This window comes from Nonomuraea typhae (assembly GCF_009760925.1).
Taxonomy (GTDB): domain Bacteria; phylum Actinomycetota; class Actinomycetes; order Streptosporangiales; family Streptosporangiaceae; genus Nonomuraea; species Nonomuraea typhae.
Map to the genome: position 1 here is coordinate 294,135 of NZ_VRLV01000004.1, position 21,079 is coordinate 315,213.

23 protein-coding genes are annotated in these 21,079 nt (G+C 72.0%); 8 read left to right on the plus strand and 15 right to left on the minus strand.

The genetic code is table 11. From position 1 onward, the window contains the following. Nucleotides 1–329 precede the first annotated feature (329 nt). The 5 genes from FVE25_RS17355 to FVE25_RS17375 all read left to right on the plus strand — a co-directional run bounded on the left by FVE25_RS17355 (nucleotide 330) and on the right by FVE25_RS17375 (nucleotide 3,312). Nucleotides 330–962, plus strand: a complete 633-nt coding sequence (locus FVE25_RS17355; protein WP_157247993.1) for a hypothetical protein — start codon at nucleotides 330–332, stop codon at nucleotides 960–962. 11 nt (nucleotides 963–973) lie between these two features. Then, complete coding sequence (locus FVE25_RS17360; protein WP_157247994.1) at nucleotides 974–1,291, plus strand: cytidine/deoxycytidylate deaminase family protein; 318 nt, start codon at nucleotides 974–976, stop codon at nucleotides 1,289–1,291. Nucleotides 1,292–1,295: 4 nt separating this feature from the next. Further along, entirely contained in the window at nucleotides 1,296–1,775 is a 480-nt protein-coding gene (locus FVE25_RS17365) for an NUDIX domain-containing protein (RefSeq protein WP_157247995.1), read from the plus strand. Between the two features lie 18 nt (nucleotides 1,776–1,793). Beyond that, nucleotides 1,794–2,702 carry a GTPase Era gene (gene era, locus FVE25_RS17370; RefSeq protein WP_246267116.1) on the plus strand — a complete coding sequence of 303 codons (909 nt, stop codon included), beginning with the start codon at nucleotides 1,794–1,796 and terminating at the stop codon, nucleotides 2,700–2,702. A 127-nt stretch (nucleotides 2,703–2,829) separates the two neighbouring features. Further along, nucleotides 2,830–3,312 carry a hypothetical protein gene (locus FVE25_RS17375; protein ID WP_157247996.1) on the plus strand — a complete coding sequence of 161 codons (483 nt, stop codon included), beginning with the start codon at nucleotides 2,830–2,832 and terminating at the stop codon, nucleotides 3,310–3,312. 10 nt (nucleotides 3,313–3,322) lie between these two features. On the opposite strand, the gene FVE25_RS17380 is transcribed toward FVE25_RS17375, so the two are convergent. The 8 genes from FVE25_RS17380 to FVE25_RS17415 form a co-directional block, all read right to left on the minus strand. Continuing rightward, nucleotides 3,323–3,994 carry an urease accessory protein UreD gene (locus FVE25_RS17380; RefSeq protein ID WP_246267118.1) on the minus strand — a complete coding sequence of 224 codons (672 nt, stop codon included), beginning with the start codon at nucleotides 3,992–3,994 and terminating at the stop codon, nucleotides 3,323–3,325. A 57-nt stretch (nucleotides 3,995–4,051) separates the two neighbouring features. Beyond that, nucleotides 4,052–4,717, minus strand: a complete 666-nt coding sequence (gene ureG / locus FVE25_RS17385; protein ID WP_157247997.1) for an urease accessory protein UreG — start codon at nucleotides 4,715–4,717, stop codon at nucleotides 4,052–4,054. A gap of 22 nt (nucleotides 4,718–4,739) precedes the next feature. Next, entirely contained in the window at nucleotides 4,740–5,399 is a 660-nt protein-coding gene (locus FVE25_RS17390; RefSeq protein ID WP_157247998.1) for an urease accessory protein UreF, read from the minus strand. Then, complete coding sequence (locus FVE25_RS17395; protein WP_157248362.1) at nucleotides 5,399–7,096, minus strand: urease subunit alpha; 1,698 nt, start codon at nucleotides 7,094–7,096, stop codon at nucleotides 5,399–5,401. Before FVE25_RS17395 ends, FVE25_RS17390 begins: the two co-directional genes overlap by 1 nt. Further along, entirely contained in the window at nucleotides 7,089–7,409 is a 321-nt protein-coding gene (locus tag FVE25_RS17400) for an urease subunit beta (RefSeq protein ID WP_157247999.1), read from the minus strand. The genes FVE25_RS17395 and FVE25_RS17400 overlap by 8 nt, the downstream gene beginning before the upstream one ends. Beyond that, nucleotides 7,406–7,708: an urease subunit gamma gene (locus FVE25_RS17405; protein ID WP_157248000.1), complete on the minus strand. Its 303-nt coding sequence runs from the start codon at nucleotides 7,706–7,708 to the stop codon at nucleotides 7,406–7,408. Before FVE25_RS17405 ends, FVE25_RS17400 begins: the two co-directional genes overlap by 4 nt. A 68-nt stretch (nucleotides 7,709–7,776) precedes the next feature. Beyond that, nucleotides 7,777–9,321: an endonuclease/exonuclease/phosphatase family protein gene (locus FVE25_RS17410; RefSeq protein ID WP_157248001.1), complete on the minus strand. Its 1,545-nt coding sequence runs from the start codon at nucleotides 9,319–9,321 to the stop codon at nucleotides 7,777–7,779. Nucleotides 9,322–9,399: 78 nt separating this feature from the next. Next, nucleotides 9,400–10,143 carry a Mut7-C RNAse domain-containing protein gene (locus FVE25_RS17415; protein ID WP_246267119.1) on the minus strand — a complete coding sequence of 248 codons (744 nt, stop codon included), beginning with the start codon at nucleotides 10,141–10,143 and terminating at the stop codon, nucleotides 9,400–9,402. A 69-nt stretch (nucleotides 10,144–10,212) separates the two neighbouring features. On the opposite strand from FVE25_RS17415, the gene FVE25_RS17420 reads away from it, so the two are divergent. After that, entirely contained in the window at nucleotides 10,213–11,118 is a 906-nt protein-coding gene (locus FVE25_RS17420; protein WP_246267121.1) for a TAXI family TRAP transporter solute-binding subunit, read from the plus strand. On the opposite strand, the gene FVE25_RS17425 is transcribed toward FVE25_RS17420, so the two are convergent. The 5 genes from FVE25_RS17425 to FVE25_RS17445 form a co-directional block, all read right to left on the minus strand. Continuing rightward, nucleotides 11,097–12,425, minus strand: coding sequence for a sensor histidine kinase (locus FVE25_RS17425; RefSeq protein ID WP_157248002.1), 1,329 nt, complete (start codon nucleotides 12,423–12,425; stop codon nucleotides 11,097–11,099). The two genes, FVE25_RS17420 and FVE25_RS17425, sit on opposite strands and share 22 nt — an antisense overlap. Then, the gene (locus tag FVE25_RS17430; protein ID WP_157248003.1) at nucleotides 12,422–13,087 is read right to left on the minus strand and encodes a response regulator transcription factor; all 666 of its coding nucleotides are present in this window, start codon (nucleotides 13,085–13,087) and stop codon (nucleotides 12,422–12,424) included. Before FVE25_RS17430 ends, FVE25_RS17425 begins: the two co-directional genes overlap by 4 nt. 10 nt (nucleotides 13,088–13,097) lie before the next feature. Next, nucleotides 13,098–14,417 carry an MFS transporter gene (locus tag FVE25_RS17435; protein ID WP_219825528.1) on the minus strand — a complete coding sequence of 440 codons (1,320 nt, stop codon included), beginning with the start codon at nucleotides 14,415–14,417 and terminating at the stop codon, nucleotides 13,098–13,100. A gap of 109 nt (nucleotides 14,418–14,526) precedes the next feature. Continuing rightward, nucleotides 14,527–15,510, minus strand: a complete 984-nt coding sequence (locus FVE25_RS17440; protein ID WP_157248004.1) for a GNAT family N-acetyltransferase — start codon at nucleotides 15,508–15,510, stop codon at nucleotides 14,527–14,529. A gap of 23 nt (nucleotides 15,511–15,533) precedes the next feature. Next, nucleotides 15,534–15,779 carry a DUF2630 family protein gene (locus tag FVE25_RS17445; protein WP_157248005.1) on the minus strand — a complete coding sequence of 82 codons (246 nt, stop codon included), beginning with the start codon at nucleotides 15,777–15,779 and terminating at the stop codon, nucleotides 15,534–15,536. 38 nt (nucleotides 15,780–15,817) lie between these two features. On the opposite strand from FVE25_RS17445, the gene ddaH reads away from it, so the two are divergent. Together ddaH and leuA are read left to right on the plus strand one after the other, a co-directional pair. Further along, nucleotides 15,818–16,561, plus strand: coding sequence for a dimethylargininase (ddaH, locus tag FVE25_RS17450; protein ID WP_157248006.1), 744 nt, complete (start codon nucleotides 15,818–15,820; stop codon nucleotides 16,559–16,561). A gap of 164 nt (nucleotides 16,562–16,725) precedes the next feature. Next, a complete protein-coding gene (gene leuA, locus FVE25_RS17455) occupies nucleotides 16,726–18,432 on the plus strand; it encodes a 2-isopropylmalate synthase (protein WP_157248007.1) in 1,707 nt (568 codons plus the stop codon). Nucleotides 18,433–18,437: 5 nt separating this feature from the next. Here the strand turns inward: leuA and FVE25_RS17460 are convergent, their stop codons facing one another. Further along, nucleotides 18,438–19,535 carry a serine hydrolase domain-containing protein gene (locus FVE25_RS17460; protein WP_157248008.1) on the minus strand — a complete coding sequence of 366 codons (1,098 nt, stop codon included), beginning with the start codon at nucleotides 19,533–19,535 and terminating at the stop codon, nucleotides 18,438–18,440. Then, entirely contained in the window at nucleotides 19,532–20,992 is a 1,461-nt protein-coding gene (locus FVE25_RS17465; protein WP_246267177.1) for a D-alanyl-D-alanine carboxypeptidase/D-alanyl-D-alanine-endopeptidase, read from the minus strand. Before FVE25_RS17465 ends, FVE25_RS17460 begins: the two co-directional genes overlap by 4 nt. Nucleotides 20,993–21,079: the final 87 nt, after the last annotated feature.

Here is a 21,079-nt window from a genome sequence, read left to right on the forward strand (position 1 = left end):
AAAAGTCGTACAAAGTCGTATCAAGTGTTCTACAAGCGAAATGCAAGCGACGTGCTCCAATCTGTTCACAGACGCCCAGTGCGGTGGGTGTCTGAGGGGGAGGACCTGGACGCCGGGTGGGGTTCGCGGCGCGAGGGGAGTCCCTGGGGGGACGGCAACGTCTCGATCAGCTAGCCGATCGGACGTTGCTCGGCGTAAAAGGGTGCTCTCGTCCGATAAACCGGGCGAGGGCACCCTTAAGCGTCTCCATAGGGATCTGACCGGTTATTGGTGACTCTGGTGGATTGCCGCATTCGCCGCTGGGGGAGATCGCAGTCCGGGGGGAAACCATGGAACGGGGACTGCGGATCATCGCCGCCGCGCTGCTCATGGCCGGCCTGGTCGCCTGCGGGGGCAACTCGGCCGGACCGGACATCGACGAGCAGGCTCAGGTGCGGCTTCGGGAGATTCTGAACAAGGATCCCCGGCTGCCCGAGGGGTTCACGGCACGGGCCCAGCAACCCTGGAAGACGCCGTTCGCCGCGGGTGACCGCGACTGCCGGGCCGTACTCGCTCCCGCGGAGGGCCGGGCGCCGCAGCGGGCGCTCACCGCGCAGGCCGCGGCCAGCTATCCGGGCAACGCGCTCGGCGAGACGGCGGGGGTCGGGCTGGCCAGGTACTCCGGCGAAGAGGCCGCCTGGCACATCGACGACCTGGGCAAGGCCCTGCGGTCCTGTCACGCGGTCGACACCGGCGCCGGGACCGAGCTGCGCGTGCGGACGCGCCCGGTCGGCGGCGTCGGGGACGAGGCGGTGGCCGCAACGCTGACCGGGCGGCTCAACGGCTACCCCTACGCGCTGAACGTCCTGCTGGTCCGCGAAGGGGACACCCTGCTCTCGCTCGTGCACACCGGGATGAACCAGGTGGATCCCCGGCGGACCGAACAACTGGCGCAGTCGGTGCTCGGGATGACCAGGGCCTAACCTAGACTCCCGTGACTCTCGATCCCGAAGACAGCAAGATCATTACCCTGGCGCGGGCGGCCAGGGCGCGCACCGGCGCACGTGAAGGCGCCGCCGTACGCGACGAGACCGGACGCACCTACTCCGCCACCAACGTCGCGCTCACCTCGCTCACGCTCTCCGCGCTGCAGGTCGCGGTGGCCATGGCGATCTCCAGCGGCGCGGCGTCGCTGGAGGCCGCCGCGCTGGTCACCGCCGGCGAGCCGGCCGCGGACCACGACGCGGCGCTGGTGCGGGAGCTCGGCGGGACCCTGCTGGTGGCCGGGCCCGACGGCCAGGTGAGGGGCTGACGACATGGCGATGTCGCCGTTCCTGGCCGAACTGAGGGCGGCGGTGGGCGGCCGGTTGCTGGTGCTGCCGTCGGTGACCGGCTGCGTGTTCGACGCCGAAGGGCGCCTGCTGGTGGCCCGCCACGGCGACGTCGGCACCTGGGCGACGCCCGGCGGGGGCATCGACCCCGACGAGCGGCCCGAGGACGCCGTCGTCCGCGAACTGGCCGAGGAACTGTCGGTGACCATCGCGGTGCGCGGACTCATCGGCGTGTACGGCGGGCCGGACTTCCGCACCCACTACCCCAACGGCCACGAGGTCGCCTACGTGATCGCCGCCTACGCCTGCGTGCTGACCGGCGCGGCCGACCCAGTGCCCGACGGAGCCGAGATCACCGGCTTCACCTGGGCGAACGAGGAGGACCTGGGCGGCCTCGACATGAGCCCGTGGTCACCCCACGTGCTGCCCGACGCGTTCACCTGGTGGCGGCAGCACGGTGGCTGATGGGCCACAATCAACTATGTGACTTCGCCAGACAACCATCGCGCCGGATTCGCCTGCTTCGTGGGGAGGCCGAACGTCGGCAAGTCCACGCTCATGAACGCCCTGGTCGGCACTAAGGTGGCCATCACCTCATCCAAGCCGCAGACCACCCGCCGCGTCATCCGGGGCATCGTCCACCGCCCCGACTCCCAGCTGATCGTCGTGGACACCCCCGGCCTGCACCGGCCCCGCACCCTGCTGGGTGAGCGTCTCGACAGCCTGGTGCTGTCCACGCTCACCGAAGTGGACGTGATCGGCTTCTGCGTCCCGGCCGGCGACCCGATCGGGAAGGGCGACCGCTTCATCGCCGAGAAGCTGGCGGGGGTGAAGAAGACGCCGGTGGTGGCGGTCGTCACCAAGTGCGACCTCGCATCCAAGGAACAGATCGCCGAGCAGCTGCTGGCCGTCTCGGAGCTGGGGGAGTTCGCGGACATCGTCCCCGTCTCCGCCACCTCGGGGGACAATCTCGACGCGCTGGCCGAGGTCCTGACCCGGCATCTGCCGGTGTCGCCGCCGCTGTACGAGGGCGGGCAGCTGACCGACGAGCCGGAGCAGGTGCTGGTCGGGGAGCTGATCCGGGAGGCGGCGCTGGAGGGGGTGCGCGACGAGCTGCCGCACTCGATCGCCGTGGTGGTGGACGAGATGATCCCCCGCGAGGGGCGGGACGACCTTCTGGACATCTACGCGCACCTGTTCGTGGAGCGGCCGTCGCAGAAGGCCATCATCATCGGGCACAAGGGGGAACGCCTGCGCGACGTGGGCACCCGGGCCCGCAAGCAGATCGAGGCGCTCCTGGGCACGCGCGTGTACCTCGACCTACGCATCAGCGTCCTCAAGGACTGGCAACGCGACCCGAAGCAGCTCCGTCGTCTGGGCTTTTACGACTGAGGGGCGCTTCCGGCGCGTTCGTGGAGGGTGGTCTTTTACGGCGGGGCCGTGTGGGCGCCTCCCGCCGGCCGTCCTTCCCCTTCCCGGGGTTGTGGTGTGGGGCGGTGGGACGGCTTATGGTGATCGGGTGGGCGACTACCTTTCGCCGCGGGTGTCGGGGAAGCCGGAGCGCAAGGCGCGGGGCGGCTATGCGCTGGCCGTGATCGTGGCCGGGGCGGTGCTGGTGGTCTGTGCGATCCTGCCCTGGGCCGGGGTCGAGGCGCGGGTGGATCTGCTCGGGGCCGGGGTTGCCAAGGACGTCCGGGGGGTTGACGGGAGCCTCGGGGTCTACACGCTGCTCGCCGGGCTGGTGGCCGTCGTGCTGGGGGCGGCGGGGCTGATGACGGGCAAGCCGTGGGCGGTGCTGGCCGCGCTGCCGGGGCTGGCGGCGATGGTGCTGCTGGTGACGTTCGTGGCCGCTCCCCAGGGGCTGGCGGATCGGGTTTCTGTGGATCTGGGCGTTTTGTCGATTGCGCCGGTCATCCGGTTCGGGTGGTTCGGGGCGCTGGCCAGTGCGCTGGCCGTGGTGGCCTTCGGGGTGTTGTCCTGGCCGCGGCGGCGGCGGCGGTGACGGCCCATCGCTAGGAGATGCGGGACTCGCCCCAGGTGAGGCGGCGGCGCAGGTCGATCGCGTCGTCGGCCAGGGCGGAGACCAGGAGGCCGGGACCGGCCAGCGGGAGTACCGCCACGCCGTCGGCCACCGCGCCCTCCCCGGTACGGCCGGCCAGGAGAGTGGTGCCCAGGCAGCGGGCGGTGCCGTAGACCGCCGGTGAGGCGGGGAAGCCGGTGTCCAGCGACTGGCGCAGCAACGGGACACCGGCATACACCGCGTCGAGGCGGGCACGGCAGCGTCCGCCGGGTTCGCCGTGGCGGCCGAGGATGAGTTCCTCGCGCCACGTGAGCCTGGAGCCGGCGCCCAGCGACAGCCGTACCACCTGGTGGTGGACGGCGCCGCAGGTCACGATCGTGGGCTCGGGGGCATAGCGGAGGGTGGCGCCGGGGCCGGCCGAAGCCGTGATGAGCATGCGTGAGGCCCCCTGCCCGGGCAGGACGAGCGTGGCCGCGGCCGAACGCACGTCCAGGGACGTGCCGGGGGCCACGTCGATGTCCAGGGTCAGGGTGTCGCCGCCCAGCGGGCCCGCGGCGGTGGCGACCAGGTGGACGGTGTGCGGACCCGTCTGGCGCAGGGTCAAAGGCGGTGACGAGCGGAGCTCCGAGACGACCGTCCGGCCGGCGACGGCCGTGGTGGCCACCCGGGCCGCCGCCGTGATCGTCCGGCCCGGGGCCGGTGGAGTGGACGGGGGCACGGGTCAGGCCGGGGCAGGGTGGTGGCGCCAGGACTCCAGCTGGCCGGTGACCCAGGTGGCCACGTTGGCGGCGCCCGCCGTACGGATGCTGGTGAACAGGACCGGGCGGGTGCCGCGGACCTTGGCGGCGTCCCGGGACATGACCGTGAGGTCGGCGCCCACCAGAGAGGCCAGGTCGGTCTTGTTGACGACCAGGAGGTCGGCGGCGGTGACGCCGGGGCCGCCCTTGCGGGGGACCTTGTCGCCGCCCGACACGTCGAGGACGAAGATCTGGCGGTCGGCCAGCCCGCGGCTGAACGTCGCGGTCAGGTTGTCGCCGCCGCTTTCCACGATGACCAGGTCGAGGGGGCCGAAGCGGTGTTCCAGGGTGTCGACGGCGTCGAGGTTGGCGGCGATGTCGTCGCGGATGGCGGTGTGGGGGCAGCATCCGGTCTCGACCGCGATGATGCGTTCCGGGTCCAGGACTCCGGCCGCTCGGAGGAAGTCGGCGTCCTCGGTGGTGTAGATGTCGTTGGTCACCACGCCCAGGTGGAGGGCTGGACCGAGTTCGCGGCAGAGCGCGGCGACCAGGGCGGTCTTGCCGCTGCCCACCGGGCCGCCCACGCCCAGGCGCAGGGCGCGGCCGGGTGCCGCAGGGGCGGGGTGGTGGTCTTCGTGGCCGGCGCCCATGATGGCCGTCCTTTCCGGGGGTTCAGGAGACGAACAGGCGGAGGTCCGCCCTGGCGTGCTGTTCGGCGAGGAGGTCGAGGGCGGGAGCGGAGCAGGCGGGCAGCGACTCCGGGGACCCGTGGGCCTGACCGGCGATCCTGGCCAGGTCGCCGGTCAGGCCGGCCAGCAGGCGGTGGACCTCGACGGGATCCAGGCCCAGGAGACGGACGGCGGCGGTGGCCGGACCCGTGACGGAGTGGTAGGCGGCGGCGAGCGCCGCGTCCCCGGGGGCCGCGCCCGCCGCGTGCGCCGCCGCGCCGAGGGCCAGCGGGTGATGCGGCTCCGGTACGGCTGCCGCCAATGCGTCGAGCCCGGGCCACAGGCGCCTGGCCACGTGGAGGAGGAGCTTGCCCTGCCGGCAGGAGGCGCGCCGGAGGGCGGGGGAGGTGGTTCTGGCGTCGGCCTCGGCTTGGAGGTCACGCCAGGGCGCCGAAGGGCCGGACCGCTGGGCGAGGGTGCACGCTGTGGCGGCCAGTGCGGCGGAGACCCGGCCGGTGGTGTGCAGGCGGCCGCGCAGGAAGGCGGCCAGGGAGGGCAGGCCGGTGACGTGGCCGCTCGCGATGGCCGCCTCGGCGCCGCCGGAGTGGGCGTGGCCTCCGGCGGGCAGGCGGGAGTCGGCCAGCAGGAGCAGCGCGGGGTGCATCAGAACAGGAAGTACCGCTGGGCCAGCGGCAACGACTCGGCGGGAGCGGGTTCGACCGGCCAGCCGTCGATGGTGACGGTGAAGGTGTCCGGCGCGACGGTGATCTTGGGCATGGCGGAGTTCAGGGGCATGTCCTCCTTGCCCAGCCTGCGGACGGAGGCGGCCGGGGCCAGGCGCCGATGCACCCGGAGCCGGTCGGCCAGCCCGGCGTCCAGGGCCAGCGGGGAGACGAAGTGGAGGGAGGTGGCGGCGGGTGTGCCGCCGAAGGCGCCGAACATGGGACGGGGGAACACGGGCTGCGGCGTGGGGATGGAGGCGTTGGCGTCGCCCATCTGGGCCCAGGCCACCACGCCGCCCTTCAGCACCAGGTCGGGTTTGACGGCGAAGAAGGCGGGCGACCACAGGACCAGGTCGGCGAGTTTGCCCACCTCCACGGAGCCGACCTCGGCGTCCAGGCCGTGCGCGACGGCGGGGCAGATCGTGTATTTGGCGATGTAGCGGCGGGCGCGCAGGTTGCCGGGCAGTTCGCCGAACCGCCGTTGCATGACGTGGGCGGTCTGCCAGGTGCGGATGACGGTCTCGCCGATGCGGCCCATCGCCTGGGAGTCCGAGCCGATGATGGAGATGGCGCCCATGTCGTGCAGGACGTCCTCGGCGGCCATCGTGGTCGGGCGGATGCGCGATTCGGCGAAGGCGAGGTCCTCGGGGACGGCAGGGTTGAGGTGGTGGCAGACCATCAGCATGTCGAGGTGCTCGTCGAGCGTGTTGACGGTGTGCGGGCGGGTGGGGTTGGTGGAGCTCGGGAGCACGTTCGGGTGCGCGGCGACGGTGATGATGTCGGGCGCGTGGCCGCCGCCGGCGCCTTCGGTGTGATAGGCGTGGATCGTCCGGCCGGCGATCGCGTCCAGGGTCGACTCGACGAAGCCGGCCTCGTTCAGGGTGTCGGTGTGGACGGTCACCTGGGCGCCGGTCTCGTCGGCCACGCGCAGGCAGGCGTCGATGGCGGCGGGCGTGGAGCCCCAGTCCTCGTGGAGCTTGAATCCGGAGGCCCCGGCCCGCAGTTGTTCCAGCAGACCTTCGCGGCTGACGGTGTTGCCCTTGCCGAGCAGGGCGAAGTTGAGCGGGTAGGCGTCCAGAGACTCGAGCATGCGGCCCAGGTACCAGGCGCCGGTCACCGTGGTGGCCTTGGTGCCCTCGGCGGGGCCGGTGCCGCCGCCGATGATCGTGGTGATGCCGGAGGCGATGGCCGTGTCCAGGATCTGCGGGCAGATGAGGTGGACGTGCGAGTCCACGCCCCCGGCCGTGAGGATCTTGCCGTTGCCGGCCAGGATCTCGGTGGAGGGGCCGATGACGATGTCCACGTGGGACATGGTGCCGGGGTTGCCGGCCTTGCCGATGCCGGAGACGCGGCCGTCGGTGACGGCGACGTCGGCCTTGATCACGCCCCAGTGGTCGAGGATGACCGCTCCGGTGATGACCAGGTCGGCGGCGCCCTCGGCGCGGGTGGCCAGGCCCTGGCCCATCGACTCGCGGATGACCTTGCCGCCGCCGAACACGGCCTCGTCGCCCGCCCCGGCCGGGCCCATCGAGCGGTCCTCGGTGACCTCGATGAACAGGTCGGTGTCGGCCAGGCGGATGCGGTCGCCGGTGGTGGGCCCGTAGAGGGCGGCGTAGCGGGCGCGTGACAGCTCAGGAATCGAGGGCATCGAGGGCTCCCGCCGACTCGGGGCGCAGTCCGGGGACGACGCGCTCGCCTGCGATCGGGACCAGCGTGACCTCTCGCTCGATGCCCGGCTCGAAGCGCACCGCCGTACCTGCCGGCACGTCCAGGCGCAGTCCCCACGCGGCCGCGCGGTCGAAGGCCAGGCCGGGGTTGGCGGCGGCGAAGTGGTAGTGGGAGCCGACCTGCACGGGCCGGTCGGCGGTGTTGACGACGCGCAGGCGCACGCGCGGCCGGCCGGGGTTGAGCGGGATCCGCCCGGACGGGTGGACGTACTCGCCGGGGATCACGGGATCGGCCTGTGGACGGTGACGAGCTTGGTGCCGTCGGGGAAGGTGGCCTCGACCTGGACGGACTCCAGCATCTCCGGTACGCCGTCCATGACGTCCGACCGGGCGAGAACCTCTCGCCCGGCCGACATCAGGTCCGCGACGCCGCGCCCGTCCCGCGCCCCTTCCAGGAGGAACGCGGCGATGATCGCGGTCGCCTCGGGGTGGTTGAGCAGCAGGCCCCTGGCCCGGCGGTCACGGGCGAGTCCTGCGGCGACGTGGATGAGCAGGCGCTCCTGCTCGTGTGAGGTGAGCCGCATGCCCGGACCCTAAAGATCGGGCGTTGCCCCCGCGTTTCCGAGGGGTGTCGGCTCGGTTTCCCGATCGGTCAGTTGACCCTGAACGTGGTCAAGACGGCGGCGTGGTCGGAGGTCCACTCGTTGTCGCGGTGGTCGGGGTGGGGGCGCGGGGTCCCGGCGACGACGGCGTCCGACGCCTCGACGGTCAGCTTTCCGGCGTAGTGGACGAAGTCGATGCGGTCCTGCGGCTCCGGCGCGCCGGAGCGATCGTCGTAGCCGTAGCCGCCGGTGAAGGTCTTGTAGAGGGGCGACCAGGTGGTGCCGGGCTTGGCGACCGGGTTGGGGTTGGCGACGCGGTAGGAGTCCCTCAGACCGGCCTCCTCGGGGATGGTCGAGGTCGGCCACGGCACGCGCTGGCGCCCGCAGTGCGAGGGCGCCGCCCTGGGGGTGTAGTCGAGGTGCGAGGGGGCGTTGAAGTCGCCGGTCAGCAGCACGGGGCTCCTCTTCGCCGCGCGCAGCTGGTCCTTCATGGCCGCGACGATCTCCTGGATCTGGCGGGTACGGCCGGCCTCGGCCTCCCGGCTGAGGAGCTCGCGGGTGCTGCGGCCGGAGAAGCAGGCGTCGTAGGGCCCATAGGGCGTGTAGCCGAGATGGGCGGTCCACAGGACGAGCTCGCGGCCGGTGCGCTCGTCGATGCGCACGCGGGCGTAGACGCCGGCCAGCCCGGACTGCGACGGCAGCGGGCCGCGGGCGGTGATCGGGTAGCGGCTGATGAGGCCCATGTCGGCACCGGCCTGGTGGTAGTCCCAGCCCAGGGACTCGGCCAGCTCGCGGGCCGAGGTGCCGGAGGTCTCCTGCATGCCGACCACGTCCACGTCACGGTCGAGCAGGAAGCGCAGCTGCTTCTCGCGGGCGCCGGAGACCTGGCTGCCGCCGTGCCAGAGGTTCCAGCTGAGCGCGTTGAGCCGGGGCACGAGCGGCTGGCCGGAGCCGCGGACCCGGATGGAGATCTCGGCGGCGGTGCTCTGGCCGGCGCTGTTGCGTGCCTCGACGGTCAGCGCGGCGGTGCCGCGGGCGGGCGGCATGCCGGTGACCCGGCCGTCGGCGGCGACCTCGATCCAGGCGGCGCCGGCCTTCTTGGTGAAGGTCAGGCCGGTGGTGTCGCCCTTGACCAGGCCGCCGACGCTCGCCGCGTACGGCTGGCCGGCCCGGCCGTTGCGCAGGGTGAAGGGCGAGGTGACGAAGTGCGGGGGAGCGGCGCTGACCAGCTTCAGCCGTACGGGCTGGGCCAGCCACGCGTAGCCGTCCTGGGCCAGGAGGTAGACGACGTAGTCGCCGGGCTCCAGGCCGTCGGTGGGCAGGGTGGCCTCACCGGCGGCGCTGGGGGTGTAGGCCCACTTCAGCGACGGGCCGACGTACTGCTCGCCGGCGGGGCCGTTGCCGGGCTCGGTGTACAGGCCGGCCCAGTTCTTGGCGTGGGGCCGGGGCGTGGAGTAGGTGAGCTTGATCGGTTCGCCCGGCTTCACCGTGGCGCTGCCGAGGGACAGCGTGCCGTCGGGAGCGGCGTGGGCGGGGACGGTCAGGGCGGTGGCGGTGAGGATCGCGGCGGCTAGGAGGAGGAGTAGGTGTCGCATCGGGGCTCCTTGAGATGGCTTTCCGAAGAGAGCATCCACGGGAAAAGTAAAGCCCGGATGTACGCAGATTGACAACTATCACCCCAGCTCAGAGCTGGACAAGTGGGTCCTCCTGTCTAGACAAGACTGGACGATCTCCTCCAGGTGGCCGCTGTGCGCACCGCGCCAGTAGACCTGGCCGCACTCCCGGCAGCGGCCGTAGGCGTCGTAGCCGCGCCGCGTGCCGTCCGGCAGGCTGGGCGCGACCTCGCTCTTGGCGACCTGGGTCAGCTCGCCGTTGCACGAGGTGCAGCGCGTCCACGGGCGCAGCGGCGGCGCGAACCGGTCGAGGAGGTCCTCGAGCTGGCTCTCGGCCTTGGTGCCGCGCACGTAGGCGCCCAGCCACAGCGCGCGGCGGCGCAGCAGGCCGCGGTCCTGCGTGAGCAGCACCCGGCGCTCGGCGTTGGCCTGCACCACCAGCGACGGGTCGTCCATGTCGTTGTGGTAGGCGGTGTCGATGCCCAGCAGCCGCAGCCGCCTGGCCAGCGTGCCCAGGTGCACGTCGAGCAGGAAGCGGGGCTCCTCCGCGAGCGGCTGCGGGCGCGGCACCGGCGCGACGTCCACGGCGTCGCCGGGCCGCGGCTGGTAGGAGGGGCCGACGCCGGAGCCGCCGACCGTCATCGGGCCGACCTCGGTCAGAGGGATGCCCAGCGACTCCACCACGTGGCCCAGCGAGGACGTGCCGTCCACCGGCGCCTGCTGCCAGTCGTCGTGCCTGCGGCCGGAGGGCAGGAAGAACCGCAGCTCGGGGGCGATGCGAAGGTGAATGTCCGTCTCGTCCACATGGTCAGCATGCCATGGGGCCTGGTGGGGATCATCCGCTTTTACCTGGCGTGCGGATACCGTGAGGAGGTGAACCTGTCGCGCCGTGCCCTCTTCGCCCTCGCCGGGCTGACCGTGGCCGGATGCGCGGCGGGCGAGAGCGGGACCGGGCGGATCCGGCTGGCCACCGGGCCGGCGGGCGGGCCGTACGGGCAGCTCGGCGAACGCTTCGCCGCCGAGCTGCGGCGGGTCGGCTTCACGGCGAGCGTGCTCAAGACCGCCGCCAGCGTGGAGAACCTCGCCATGCTCGGCGACGGCCGCGCCGACGCCGCGTTCGCGCTGGCCGACAGCGCCGACTACGCGGTGCGGGTGCGCAGGCAGCCGGTGGCCGCGCTGGCCCGCATGTACATGAACTACGTGCACCTGGTCGTGCGCGCCGGCTCGGCGGTGATGACGCCCAAGGACCTGGCCGGCCGCGCGGTCTCGATCGGCGCCGAGGGCTCGGGCACCGCGGTGACCGCCGAGCGGGTGCTGCGGGCCGCCGGGCTGAGCACCGCCCGGCCGGTCAAACTCGGCCTGGACGCCTCCGTCAAGGCGCTGGCGGACGGCCGCGTGGACGCCTTCTTCTGGTCGGGCGGCGTGCCCACGCCCGCGCTGGCCGCGCTCGAGGACATCCGCCTGCTCGGGCTCGACGCGCTCGTGCCGGTCCTGCGCCGCGCCTACGGGCCGCTGTACGAGCACGCCGCCGTCCCCGCCCAGGTGTACGGCGCCGCCGCCCCGGTGGCCACGGTCGGCACCCCCAGCTACCTGGTCTGCCGCCGCGACCTGGACGAGGAACTGGCCAGGCGGGTCACCGAGACGCTGTTCGCCAGCCGCGACCGCCTCCAGGCCCCGGACGCGCCCGGCGGCCGCCTCGACCGCCGCTACGCGATCGGCACCGGCGTCGTCCCCCTGCACCCGGGCGCGGCCCGCTACTACCGCTCGGTGTACGGCTGAACCTCGACCACCAGCCCATGGGGTACGGCCGGCAGCAAGCTGAGCCGCGCCCCGCACGCCCTGGCCAGTTCGGCGGCGATGGCCAGCCCGAGGCCGCTGCCCGGCACGTTGGCGTGGGAGCCGGAGCGCCAGAACCGCCCCTGGGCCTCGGCGCGCTCCTCCTCGCTGAGCCCCGGGCCGTCGTCCTCGACCCGCAGCACCCCGTCGTCCAGCGTCACCGTGACCGTGCCCCCCGGCGGGACGAACTTCTGGGCGTTGTCCAGCGCGATGTCGGCGATGCGCGCGATCGGCTCCGGCACCACGGCGTCCTCGGGGATCGGGGCGTCCAGCGTGAGTCCCCGGGCGGCGTACACCTCCCGCCACCCGGCCAGGCGCGGCGCGAGCGCGGTCACGGCGGTGACCGCCACCGCGCCCGCCTCCACCCGGGCCAGCGCCAGCAGGTCCTCCACCAGCAGTGCCAGCCGGTCGAGCTCGGCCAGCGCCTCCTGGAACTCCGCCGAGCCCTCGTCGCGCAGGTGCGGCTCCAGGTTCTCCAGCCGCAGCGAGAGCACGGTCAGCGGGGTGCGCAGCTCGTGTGAGGCGTCGGCCACGAAGGCCCGCTGGCGCTCCAGCGCGCCGGAGACGGCGTCGGCCATGGCGTTGAAGCGTTCCTCCAGGCGGCGCAGCTCCGACGGGCCTGTGCCGTGGTGCGCGCGGGCGTCGAGCTGGCCTTCCGCGATCGCCCGCGTGGTGCGGTCCAGTTCGGTGACCGGGCGCAGGATCCAGCGGGCCAGCCGCCTGGCCGCCATGACCGAGTAGGCCAGGGCGATGAGGGCGCCGGCGGCCAGCGCGAGCCAGACCAGGGTGACGTCGGCGCGGGCGGTGTCGGTGCGGGCCTGCAGCAGGACCACGCCGGACAGCTGGGCGTCACGGCCCGCGGGCTCGGCCAGGAGGACGCTCGCGGGGCCGAAGGGGTCCAGGGCGGGGAGTTCCTCGGTGGTGCGGCCGGACAGCGCCAGGCGCACCGCCGCCTCGGTGCCGGCGGTCATCGTGCCCGCCTCGGCCAGCACGCTCCGGTCGCGGCCGAGGACGCGCACGGCCGCGCCGTACAGCTCGCAGTAACGCTCGATCTCGGCGCGCAGCGCGAGGTGGTCGCCGTCGCGCACCGCCTGGTCGGCCAGCTCGGCGAAGCGGGTGGCGTCGGCGCGGCGGTCCAGCAGCAGCCGGTTGGTGCGGTGGGAGGCGTAGAAGAGGCCGAGCGGCACGGCCAGCGCCGCGATGAGGAAGGCGATCAGGGTGGTGAAGGTGACCACCAGCCGGGAGTTCACGCCGTGGAGCCCAGCCGGTAACCGGTGCCGCGCAGGGTCTCGACCAGGCCGGGGCGGCCGGTCTTGGCGCGCAGCCCGGCCACGTGCACGTCCAGCGACCGGGAGGCCGACAGCAGCGGGTCGCCCCAGACCTCGTCGAGGATCTCCTCACGGCTGCGCACGACGCCCGGCTGCCGGGCCAGCAGCGCCAGCACGTCGAACTCACGCCGGGTCAGCGTGATCGGCGACCCGGCCACGTGCACCTGCCGCGCCCCCAGGTCGATCCGCACGTCGCCGACGGTCACCACCTGGTCGAGCACCGGCATCGGCCGCGTGCCCCGGCGCAGCACGGTCTCCATGCGCGCCATCAGCTCCGCCGTACGGAAGGGTTTGACGAGGTAGTCGTCGGCGCCGGAGCGCAGCCCGCGCAGCACGTCGCGCTCCTCGACGCGCGCCGTCACCACGATCAGCGGTACGGCGGAGCTGCGCCGCAGCCTGCGCAGCACGTCGAGGCCGTCCATGTCGGGCAGGCCGAGGTCCAGCAGGACGAAGTCGACGCCCCCCGCCAGGCGGAGGGCGTCGACGGCCAGCGCGGCGCGGACGACCTCGTGTCCGTGCCGCGACAGTGCCGTGGTCAGTGCTGCCGCGAGCCGGTCGTCGTCCTCGACCAGGAGAACTCGCATGGCGCCCAGGTTAGACGCGCTCGGGGACCGGCCGGGCCGTGACGCCCTGCTCGCTGCGGGACAGGGCCGCGTCGCGGGTCTCGCGCATGGTGAAGTACACGACCAGCGAAACCGCCGCGCACCCGGCGACGTACCAGTAGAAGCCGGGCTCCATGCCCGCGTTCTTGAACCACAGCGCCACGTACTGGGCGGTGCCGCCGAACAGCGCGTTGGCGATCGCGTACGGCAGCGCCACGCCGAGCGCCCGCACGTTCGTCGGGAACAGCTCGGCCTTCACCACCGCGTTGATCGAGGTGTAGCCGGTGATGATGAGCAGGCCGGTCAGCGACAGCACGAGCGCCCCCCAGAACCCGCTCACCGCCGACAGCGCGTACATGAGCGGCACGGTGCCCAGCGTGGACCCGATGCCGAAGGTGATCAGCAGCGGCCGTCGCCCGATGCGGTCCGACAGCGCCCCGGCCAGCGGCTGGATGCACATGAAGATGAACAACGCGCAGAAGCTGACCGCCGACGCCGTGGACTTGGGCAGCCCGGCGGTGTTCGACAGGTAGGTGGTCAGGTAGGTCGTGTAGGTGTAGTACGCGACCGTGCCGCCCATGGTCAGGGCGATGACCAGCAGGAACTCCTTCTTGTGGGTGAGGAGCGCCTTGATGGTGCCGCGGTTCTCGCCGGCGTGCGAGGAACCGGCCTCCTCGCCGTATGCCTCGGTCTCCATCATGCTGCGGCGCAGGTAGAACACGACCGCGGCGGCCAGGGCGCCGATGATGAACGGGATGCGCCAGCCCCAGGACTTCAGCGTCTCGTCCGCCATGGAGTTCTGCAGGATGATCTGCAGGCCGAGGCCGACGAGCTGACCGGCGGTCATCGAGACGTACTGGAAGCTGGAGGCGAAGCCGCGCCTGCCGGGCGGGGTGGCCTCGGTGAGGTAGGTGGCGCTGGCCGCGTACTCGCCGCCGACCGAGATGCCCTGGAGCAGGCGGGCCACGAGCAGCACGACGGCGGCGGCCGGGCCGATGGCGTCGTAGGTCGGCGCGATGGCGATGAGCAGCGCGCTGGCCGACATCAGCGTGACCGTCATCGTCATCGCGGCCTTGCGGCCCTTGCGGTCGGCGTAGCGGCCGAGGAGCCAGCCGCCGATCGGGCGCATGAAGAAGCCGACGGCGAAGATGCCGAAGGTGTTCAGCAACTGGGCGGTGGAGTCACCCTTGGGGAAGAAGGACGCCGCGAAGTAGGTCGCGAAGCTGGCGTAGACAAACCAGTCATACCATTCGACGAGATTGCCGATGGAACCGCCGATGACGCTTTTCCACGGCATGCGTGCCTTGCTCAATGGGAAACCTCCAGGGGGGAGTCTGTGCTGGCCAGAGCCTCTCCACCGAAGGTTGTTCGGACAAGGGGAGTTGGCGCATATCTAACCTGCGCTTAACATCGGCGAAACCTCAGGCGGCCACCTGCCACGTGAACCACTCGTCGAGCAGCTCGAACCCCATCGCCTCGTTGATCGCCAGCATGTGCCGGTTGGAGGTGGCGTTCCAGGTGATGACCCGCTCCAGGTGCGGCTCGCTCTCGTGCACCCACAGGAGGTTGGCGAGCTTGAGCAGCAGCCCGAGCCGGTGCCCGCGGTGCTCGGCCAGCACGACCGTGTCGGCCTGGCGGGCCCACCCGTCATCTCTTGCGGCATCCAGATAAATGCGCGTATATCCGGCAGGCGCGTCGTCGGCCGCCCGCCGGGCGATCATGACGTAGGACTCCTGCCCGCTGGGCACCACCGATTCCTCGAACTCCCGCATCCGGCCGGCGTCCACGAACAGACCTTCGATGTCCGCCCCGCGCGGCGCGTCGTTCATGCCGCCGATCAGCGTCGCGAGGTCGGTCAGCAGTTCCTCGGGCGCGGGCCCGGTGAAGCCCTCCAGGTAGTAGCCGGGGACGTCGGGCAGCATGCCCTCCAGCGTCGCCCAGTCGGCCTTGCGCAGGTCAAGGGTACGGCGGGCCTCCGACAACACCGCCTCCCCGCCCATGGCGGCGATGAAGGCGGCCCCGATCCCCCCGGTCTCCGTCTCACCGACGACCAGCCTGCGGCCCTCGGCCAGAGTGCGCCGCCTGGCGTGGTCGAACAACGCCCTCGCGACGCCGCGCCGCCGGAAGTCCGGGTGGGTGAACCCCTCGAACACCTCCGTCAGATGGGTGTTGTCGAGGAGCGGGAACTGCAGCCCGCAGGCGCCGGCCACCCGGTCGCCGTCCATCACGGCCCACGCCTCGACCCGGTCACCCGAGCCGCCGCGCCGTAGCAGCCAGGAATAGTGGGGGAAGGAGAACGCCGGTCCGGGGCGGTGGGCGGTGGCCGCGTGGTAGGCGTCGTACACATCCCGCAGCGGGCCGTCGAGATCGATGCGCTGGATCTGCATGCCCTCAGGCAAGCGCACGAGCGTGTCCTTCTGCCACCGAATTACTGCTGGTAGCCCTCGACCTCGCTGACCGGGCGGGCCGCCGCCTCGTCCGGATTCTCCCCGATGCCCCGGCGGGCGCGGCGCTGCCGCAGCAGGTCCCAGCACTGGTCCAGCGCCACTTCCAGCTCCTTGACCCGGGTGTTCTCCTCCTGCGAGGTCAGCTCGCCGGCGGCCAGCCGGTCACGCAGCTCGTGCTCCTCGGCGACGAGGGCGCTGATCCTGGTGAGAATCTCGTTGTCCTGCATGATCCCGACTCTAACCCTCACGTGATAGAACTCGGCCCATGCGGGGTTATGCGCTGGTAAGAAACCCGGGTCCGCGGTTGGCCGAGGGCCTCGTCACGCACATCGAGCGGCAGCCGGTCGACTACGAGCTGGGGCTCAAGCAACACGCGGGTTATGTCCGCGCGCTCCGGGAGTCGGGCTGGGATCCGGTGAGCGTCCCGTCCGCCCACGATCTGCCCGACGCGGTGTTCGTCGAGGACGCCGTGGTGGTCTGCGGACGGCTGGCCGTACTCACGCGGCCGGGCGCGCCCGAGCGGCGGCCCGAGGTCGGCGCCGTGGCCGAGACCGTGCGGGAGCTGGGGCTGCGGATCGCGGAGATCGAGGCGCCGGGGACGCTGGACGGCGGCGACGTCCTGCAGAACGGCGAGACCGTCTACGTGGGGCGCTCGGCCCGCACGAACGACGAGGGCATCGCCCAGCTCGCCGCCCATCTGCCGGATCGGCGGGTGGCGCCGGTGGAACTGCGCGGGGTGCTGCACCTGAAGTCGGCGGTGACCGCGCTGCCCGACGGCACGCTGATCGGCGACCCGGCCTGTGTGGACCTTCCGGACATGCTGGAACCCCTGGAGGAGGCCGGCTCGCACGTGGTCGTGCTCGCCGAGGACACGGTGCTCATGGCCGCCTCCGCGCCGGAGACCCGCCGCATGCTCGAAAATCGCGGACTTAACGTCATAAGTGTGGATATTTCGGAGTTTGAGAAGCTGGAGGGCTGTGTCACGTGCCTGTCTGTTCTCATCAGGTGAGATCGGGGAGGGTCCATGGCGAGACGTCTGCTAACGTGAAACGCATGCTGCGCGGGCTGCTTCTTAGCTGCCGCGGCGAGGGCCTCTAAACAGGCCGGCTCCCTCGTCGCGGAGCGAGCCATGCGCGTCGGCCTTTCGGACCGACCGTATAGAGGACACCTCACATGACCGCTCAGCAGCCCAGCTCCATGCCGTTCCAGCGCTACCAGCCGTTCGAGCCGATCCGGCTGACCGACCGCACCTGGCCCAGCAAGGTGATCACCGAGGCGCCCCGATGGTGCGCGGTGGACCTGCGTGACGGCAACCAGGCGCTCATCGACCCGATGGACGCCCACCGCAAGCTCAAGATGTTCGAGCTGCTGGTGACGATGGGCTACAAGGAGATCGAGGTCGGCTTCCCCGCCGCCAGCCAGACCGACTTCGACTTCGTCCGCCAGATCATCGAGGAAGACCGCATCCCCGAGGACGTGGTCATCCAGGTGCTCACCCAGGCCAGGCCCGAGCTGATCGAGCGCACCTTCGAGGCCATCCAGGGCGCCAAGCAGGCCATCGTCCACCTGTACAACTCCACCTCGACGCTGCAGCGCCGGGTCGTCTTCGGCCTGGACCGCGAGGGCATCACCGCCATCGCCGTCGAGGGCGCCAAGCTGGTACGCAAGCTCGCCGAGGCGAGCGACGTGGACGTCTTCTACCAGTACTCCCCCGAGTCGTTCACCGGCACCGAGCTGGAGTACGCCGTCGAGGTGTGCGACGCGGTCAACGAGGTCTGGCAGCCCACCCCCGACCGCAAGGTCATCATCAACCTGCCCGCCACCGTCGAGATGGCCACCCCCAACGTGTACGCCGACCAGATCGAGTGGATGCACCGCAACCTGCGCCACCGCGACTCGATCGTGCTGTCGCTGCACCCCCACAACGACCGCGGCACCGCCGTGGCCGCCGCCGAGCTCGGCTACATGGCCGGAGCCGACCGCATCGAAGGCTGCCTGTTCGGCAACGGCGAGCGCACCGGAAACGTCTGCCTGGTGACCCTGGGCATGAACCTGTTCTCGCAGGGCATCGACCCCGAGATCGACTTCAGTGACATCGACGAGATCCGCCGCGTCACCGAGTACTGCAACCAGCTCCCCGTGCACCCGCGCCACCCGTGGGGCGGCGAGCTGGTCTACACCGCCTTCTCCGGCTCCCACCAGGACGCCATCAAGAAGGGCTTCGAGCACCTGGAGGCCGACGCCGCCGTGGCCGGCGTCCCGGTCGACTCCTTCGCCTGGGCCGTGCCGTACCTGCCGATCGACCCCAAGGACATCGGCCGCAGCTACGAGGCGGTCATCCGGGTCAACAGCCAGTCGGGCAAGGGCGGCGTCGCCTACATCATGAAGGCCGACCACCAGCTCGACCTGCCGCGCCGCCTGCAGATCGAGTTCTCCAAGGTCGTCCAGGCCCGCACCGACGCCGCGGGCGGCGAGGTCACCCCGGCGGCGATGTACGAGATCTTCCAGGACGAGTACCTCCCGACGCCGGGCAACCGCTGGGGCCGCCTGAGCCTCATGGCGCACCGCCACGAGTCCACGGTGGACGACAAGGACCGCATCGCCGCCGACGTCCGCCTCGACGGGGAGATCCGCGAGGTCGAGGGCTCGGGCAACGGCCCGATCTCCGCGTTCATCGACGCGATCTCCGGGGTCGGCATCCGGGTGCGCGTCCTGGACTACGTCGAGCACGCGATGAGCGCGGGCACCGACGCCAAGGCCGCCTCCTACCTGGAGTGCGAGGTGGACGGCCAGATCCTGTGGGGTGTCGGCATCGACGCCAACACCACCACCGCCTCGCTCAAGGCCATCATCTCGGCGGTCAACCGCGCCGCCCGCTGACTCCCTCAGAGCAGTCGCCTGGCCTGTTCGACGATCGGGGTGACGGTGGTGTCGTAGTTGCCGAGGATCACCGCCACCCGGTCGGCGAACAGGTCGAGGTTGTTGGCCGCGCCGGGGCCGCTGCCCGAGTGGCCGGTCACGGTGCGGCCGTCGACGATCGTGCTGAGGAAGCCGTAGCCGTAGAACATGCTCTGCCGGGTGACGTCCGGCCGCTCCTCGGGCGGCAGGACCATCTTGCCGCCGGTGATCAGGCCGGCGTAGGCGGGGTCGAGCAGGGTGCCGTCGCGCAGGGCGCGCTGGAAGGCGAGCAGGTCGGCGGCGGTGCAGTAGGCGCCGCGGGCGGGCGAGCCGACGAAGGGGAAGTACGGGCTGTCGCTCACGTCGGCGCGTCCGCCGGAGGGCCGCGTCGCGTAGGGCCGGGCGATCGCGGGGTCGGCGCGCATCTGCGGCCTGGTGGGGAAGTGCGCGCGTGTCATGCCCGCCGGGGCGAAGATGCTGCGGCGGACGTAGTCGTAGTAGGACTGGCCGGAGACCGCGGCCACGATCTCGCCGAGCACGAAGTAGCCGTCGTTGCTGTAGGCGTACCGGGTGCCGGGGACGAAGCGGCGGGGCAGGCCGCGGATGAGCTGGGCGGTGCCGTCCCAGAAGCTCTCGATCGTGTCCCACGGGCCGTCCGGGGGTCCTGACCCGATCGGGGGGCGGCCGACGCCGGAGGTGTGGGTGAGGAGCTGGTGGACCGTGACCGTGTCCCCGATGCCCGTGGGGAAGCCGTCGAGGTAGGCGCCCAGTTTCTCATGGAAGGCCAGCTTGCCCTGCTGGGCCAGCTGGGCGATCGCGACGCCGGTGCAGCATTTGGTGATCGAGGCGAGATCGAAGACGGTGTCGCGGCCGTTGGGCAGCGATTTCTCCTTGTCGGCCATGCCGTATGAGCGTTGCAGCACCGGCCGGCCGCGGTGGGCGACCAGCACGGTGCCGGAGAACAGGTCCTGGCCGGCCCGGTCGGCGATGAACCGCTCGAGCCTGCGCAGGCCGCCGGGTTCCGGGGCGGCGAAGGCGCTCGTGCCGATCAGGCCCAGCACGGCGCGGCGGGAGGCGACGGTCACGAGAGGGCCTCCTCGTAGACGGCGGTGGCGATCTCGCCCAGCGCCTCGCCGGCGACGGGCAGCAGCTCGAAGCCGGCCTCCTGCTCCATTAGCGCCGCGAAGGCGATCCACGAGTCGGGCAGCCGGATGTATCCGGCCAGCGTCTTGGCGATGAGCTCGGCCGTGCCCGCCGTACCCGTCTTCGCGTGCACGCGGCCGGCCGCCGGCGAGTTCACCTGCACGTCGGCGAGCGTGCCGTCCCTGCCCATCGTGGGCAGCGCCCGCCGGAAGGGGGAGAAGTACGGCTGCCGCCGCATGTGCGCGAGGAAGCCGACGAAGAAGTCGGCGGTGTGGCGTCCTTCGGCGGCGCCGGGCGGATCCGGGTCGAGACCGGCCTGGCGGAAGAGCTCCCGCTGGAGTTCCCGGCCTTTCGCCTTGGCGTCGTCGGGGTCGCGGCCGGCGACGGCGCCGACGAGGTAGGGAAAGGTCACGGTGTGCAGGTTGGAGCTCACCTTGAGCATGGGCTTGACCTGCTCGGACAGCGGTGGTGACAGGTGCTCGGCGAGCTGGGTGCGCGGCCCGCCCGGCGGCAGGGCCAGGTTGCCGACGCTCACCCCGCTGTCGCGCAGCGCCGTGGTGAAGGCGGCTTCGGCGAAGGAGACGGGCGAGGGTACGTAGTACGGCACGAACCGCTCCGGGCCGCCGAGGGCGATGTCGCCGGTGAGCCTGCCGTCGGCGGTGAACCGCAGCGGCCGGGTCGCCTGCTGGGTGGTGACCACCTCGTTGACGATGCGCTCGAGGTCGGGGGAGGGCCGCAGCACGCCCGGATCGCCGGCCCGGGCCCCCGGCTTCACCGAGACGTCCACGATGTTGTCGTTGACCATGATCGGCGAGACCGGCACCAGCATGCCGCCGTTGGCCACGCTTTCGCGTCCTTCGCGAAACAGCGAGGCGTCGACCAGGACCCGGCCCTCCACGCGCCGCAGCCCTCGGCCGGCGACCCGGCGGGCGAGCTCGCGCAAGGTCCGCAGCGGGTCGCCGGGCAGCGGCTGCCCGTTGTAGGTGTGGTCGGGGTCGGGCAGGGCCAGCCTGCCGTCGCGCTGGATCCGGCCGCCGAGCAGCAGGTCGCCGCCGGCCACCAGGATCAGGTCGCCCTTCAGCACGCCGCGCGCGACGGGCCCGGTCCGGCAGACCCGGGTGCGGAAGCGGTGCCCGGCCCCGAGCGCCGAGAACGCGGTCCCGGCCGGGAAGATCTTGAACGCGGACGCCGAGATGAAGAGCTGCTCGGAGTTCATGGCGTACAGGGACGCGCCCGACTCCAGGGCGCGGAACGCCATGCCCCAGCGCGCCCCGCGGAACACGGGACGGCCGATGATCTCCTGGATTCTGGCGTCGAGGGTGGGCCGGGTCCGGAGCGTTCCGGTACTGGCCAGCGAGGCTGCTCCCAGCAGCCGGATGAGCGAGCGGCGGGTCAGCATGCTCACGATCCGAGACCTGTCAGATCGGTGTCATTCCACATGTCGCGAGATGTAACGCCGTAGACGGCTAAATCCGGATAAGCCGGA